At 68.7% G+C, this 4,142-nt stretch carries 3 protein-coding genes; all 3 read left to right on the top strand.

The window, feature by feature from the left end; genetic code table 11:
- Positions 1–470 precede the first annotated feature (470 nt).
- The 3 genes from AC5LUJ_RS06000 to AC5LUJ_RS05990 all read left to right on the top strand — a co-directional run bounded on the left by AC5LUJ_RS06000 (position 471) and on the right by AC5LUJ_RS05990 (position 3,868).
- Positions 471–893: an SAV_6107 family HEPN domain-containing protein gene (locus AC5LUJ_RS06000; RefSeq protein WP_493464594.1), complete on the top strand. Its 423-nt coding sequence runs from the start codon at positions 471–473 to the stop codon at positions 891–893.
- A gap of 1,061 nt (positions 894–1,954) precedes the next feature.
- Positions 1,955–2,719 (top strand): methyltransferase domain-containing protein, encoded by a 765-nt coding sequence (locus tag AC5LUJ_RS05995; protein ID WP_250284294.1) that lies wholly within the window; start codon positions 1,955–1,957, stop codon positions 2,717–2,719.
- Between the two features lie 753 nt (positions 2,720–3,472).
- Complete coding sequence (locus tag AC5LUJ_RS05990) at positions 3,473–3,868, top strand: SCO2097 family morphological protein (protein ID WP_250284292.1); 396 nt, start codon at positions 3,473–3,475, stop codon at positions 3,866–3,868.
- The last annotated feature ends 274 nt before the right edge of the window (positions 3,869–4,142 follow it).

The following is a 4,142-nucleotide window of genomic DNA, read 5'->3' as shown; positions in this document are numbered from 1 at the left end:
CCCGGCCGCCGGCCTTGTCCGGCCCATGTCGCGCTGGTCCGGCCGTGGCTTCCGACGATGTGGCGGTTCAGCCCACCGACGGTTCACCGCTGACAGCGATCCACTGCTGACAACGTGATAGCGGCCACCCGGTGGCGGCCACGACACCGCTCTCGGGGCACTCCCAGCCGTGCTCTCCGGCAACGTTGACGGTTCCGAGTGGGTGAGGTTTACTACTCCAGTAAGTCGAACATGTGTTCGACTTACTGGAGTAGGCCGTCGTGGCCTTGCCTACGACGACCAGAGCAGCTCGTCGTAGGCAAGGCCGTCATGCGAATAGCTGTCGCGCGAAAGATCGTCATGTGGATGAGCCACGTAGTGATGTCGTCGTATCGGAGGGAGCGGTCATGAGTCGGCAGGCCGTAGATCGACAGTCTCGAATCCAGGTCCCCCTCGCGGGGCTGCCTCGTCGTTCCCGCGACGAGCTGCTCATGGCCGCGCATCACGGCCTTGACGAAGCGAGCTTCGCCCGGGCTCCCGGGCAGCGGTACGCCCTGGCGCACCTGGCGGCGCTGCGGGCCGCCGCCGCTGTTCTCGTGGAACGGGCCCGGCCCCGCCACGGTCACCGTGGCCGGCCCGTCAGCGTCTGGCAGCTGCTGACACGAGTGGCACCCGAGCTGGCGGAGTGGGCACAGTTCTTCGCGGCCGGCGCGGCCAGGAGGACGGCCGCAGAGGCGGGCCTGTCCGTGGTCGGCGCCCGGGATGCCGACGACCTGCTCCGGCAGGCGGAGACGTTCCTCGCGGTGGTGGAGACCACGTTGGGCCTGCCGTCCCAGCCGGCGCTGACGGCCACGATCGTCAGCTGTGCCCCGCTTGTCGGCGTCACCCGCACGCCGGCGAAGGCAGGGGTGTGAACAGGACGAATACAGACAGCGCGGGCCGGGATGTGAAGCCGCACGCACACCGGGCACGGCCGGGGCACGGGTTCACCCCGCGTCCCGTGGACGGGCGGATTCTGTGGCTGCGGAGGCGGTGGCCCTCCCGCTGGCCGGTCGCGGCTCCTGAGCGGGCGGATTCTGGCCGCTGGAGAGACGCCTCCCGTTGTCGGGGGATCCTGGTTCTGGTCCGTCGGGGATCCCGGATGTCCGTCTACGTGCGGACGGAGGCTTCTGGCCGTCGGTTGTCGCGGGAGCCGTGTAGATCGTTTTGCGTATCGTAGATCAAACACTCACTATCGGTGACCGTTGGTGAGCGTCTTGATTATGACGGTAGGTCATTCGGATGGATTCAGTCATTGTTGGGGATGCCGCGCGATCGACAGCTGAAGGGTTGATCGGGGGGCTGAAGGCGGAAAAAGCGCGGGTTTTCCGCTCCTTCGGAGGTCATGGTTTCCGGACCGCCGACGGGGCGGTGCCACCGGACGCGCCTGTGGGGATCCAGGCGGTCACGGGACGAGCCCGGCGACGGCCGCCGGGCTGGGTGCTGCAGCTGATCGGTCTGTCTCTGGGCGGTCTCGTGGCCGGCATCGCCATCGGTTTCCGGCTACCGGCATGAGATTTCCGGCCACCGGTACGCGGGATGTGAGAGCGCAAGAGACGTACATGGAAGATGCGTACAGGAAACGCACGTGAGAGATGCGCCGATGCGTGAAGGGCGAGGGGGATGAGCCCGAGGGGGATGAGCCCGAGGGGGATGAGCCCGAGGGGGATGAGCCCGAGCGAATTGTAGCCACCCTGGCGCTTGGTCGCCCCGGTAGCGGTCGTTCGACGCCGGTCATCCAGTGCCGTCCCGCCAGCGTTGATCACGGTGCTGATCGTCATGGCGTCGGTCATCTCACCCTGACGTCGATCACCCCGGCGTCGATCACCCCATTGCGAGGTTCGCGGGAACCCGCCAGCGGGCATGGCCCGGGAAGGTCCAGGTCCCCGGGTCGCCTCGGGCTTCAAGGCCGCCGGGTCGCCGAGGGAGGTACGGCATGACCGTCAGAAGTCGTCCGGTGACATGGGGGGATCTGCGCCAGGCCGTGGTCTGGCGGGGGCTGTTGGACGCGCTGGCCACGGTGACGCCGCGAGCGGGCGACACGCTCGACGTGGTGGACGCGGGCGGCGGCAGCGGCGGGTTCGCGGTGCCGCTTGCCGAGCGCGGGCACCGGGTGACCGTGGTGGATCCCAGTCCGGACGCGCTCGCCTCTCTCGACCACCGGGCGGCGGAGCACGGGGTCAGGCATCTCGTGACAGCGCGTCAGGGAGATCTTTCCGTCCTGCCGGAGATCATCGGAGTGGGCCGTTCGGACGTGCTGTTGTGCCACACCGTGCTGGAGGTGGTGGACGAGCCGGTCACCGCGCTGACGGCAGCGGTGGCAGCCCTGCGTCCAGGTGGGCTGCTCAGCGTCGTTGCCGCCAACCGGGCGGCTGTCGTCCTCGCCCGTGCGCTCGCCGGCAGGCTCGCCGAGGCACAGCATGCGCTGACCGATCCCGGTGGGCGTTGTAGCGGCTCTGACCGGGCGCGCCGTTTCGATGGGGACGCGCTGGTGCGCATGGTAAGTGACGCCGGAGCCGATGTGATCGCGGTCCACGGGGTGCGGGTGTTCGCCGATCTGGTGCCCACGGCCGCCGTGGACGCGGATCCGTCCGCGGCGGAGCGGCTGCTCCAGTTGGAGATCGCCGCATCCTCCCGGGCGCCCTTCCGGGATCTCGCCGCCCACCTGCACGTCCTGGCTCACCGCCGGGACAACCGATGACACGACCGGACAGCACGGCCCAACGGCACAACCAGACAACACGGTCGGGCAGCGTGATCGGGCAGCACGATCAGACGGCATGACCAGATGGCATGACTGTGTGTGGCGGATGCTCGACTGCGCTCTCGTGGGCTCACAGGGCCGGTTGATGACGGGATGGGCTGGCGAGGGGCTGATGCGAGACCGACAGGAGGCTGGTGCCAGGGCGGACCGGAACGATCGTGATCAGGCGGGCGCACGGTGCAAGCGGTGCGGTACGCACGGGAGTGGCTGTCGAGCGCGTCCGGCATCCCTCGGATGCGGCTTTCCCGCGACGCCGTGGCCAGAAGCCATGGCCAGAAGGGCGTGGCAGGACGGAGGAGGGCTTCCGGCGCGGCAGTGACGAGGGCTTCCAGCGAGACGGCGGGACGGAGGAGGGCTTCCTGCGAGACGGCAGGACGGTGAGAGCTTCCGGCGCGGCAGAACAGTCAGAACAGTGAGGGCTTCCCCATGGCGACGGGGCGATTACACGCCGATCGTCCAGGGTGGGAGTGGGCCGGCTCCACCTGGGCCCGGGATGAGGGCTTCCCCACGGAAGCGGAACCGATCATACCGCGTGGCATGGGCCTTCGCACCTGCGGGGAGGAGCCAGAGCAGCAGGAAGCGATCGGTCTGTCTCGGCATGGTTGGTTGCCTACCGCCCATGCCCGGTCGTGCCTATTCTTGGGTGTCAGGTTCCGTCTGCCGGACCTGCCGGCCGTGGGAGGAGCGTCGATGCCGCTCTCGGAAAATGAGCAGCGCCTGCTTGATCAGATCGAGCGCGCCCTCGTCGAGGACGATCCCAAGTTCGCGAGCACGGTCCGCTCGACGAACCCTCGCACCTATCTCATGCGCAGGGTCCGCCGAAGCCTCCTCCTGTTCGTGGTGGGGCTGGTCGTCCTGCTCGTGGGAGTCGTTCTCAACCGGACACCGCTGATCGTGGTCCTTGGTGTGCTTGGTTTCGCCACGATGCTGTTCGCGGCGTCCCGGGGTGCTGCCGATCTTCGCCGGATCAGCGGTCGGGGCGGGGAGGCCAGCAGCCGCCGTCCGGCGGCCCCCCGCCGTCGGACCCGCCCCCCGTTCACCGAGCGGATCGAGGAACGGTGGCGCCGCCGATGGGATGAGCGTTGACCGGCAGGAGCCGTCGCCAGCCGATGAGATGATCAGTAGGCGGGATGGCCGTCGACCAGTAACGACCAAGTTGTGGTAGCGGTCGTTGACCGCGGGCCGGCGACCGCCGTCAGCCGGCAGTCAGCATGAACAACCGGTTTATGCGCTCGGCGGTCATGCGCCCGGCGTTCGCACCCTGTCCCGCTGCGTGTTCTGACTGTGTTGCCTGTTCCGAGCGTGCTGGCTGCGTTGGCCGTTCCGGCTGTTCCGGCTGTTCCGGCCGTTCTGGCCGTTC

The organism is Protofrankia sp. CiP1_Cm_nod3, assembly GCF_982290655.1.
Note: the sequence above shows the minus strand (reverse complement) of the source record. Positions and strands in the feature narration are given on the sequence as shown.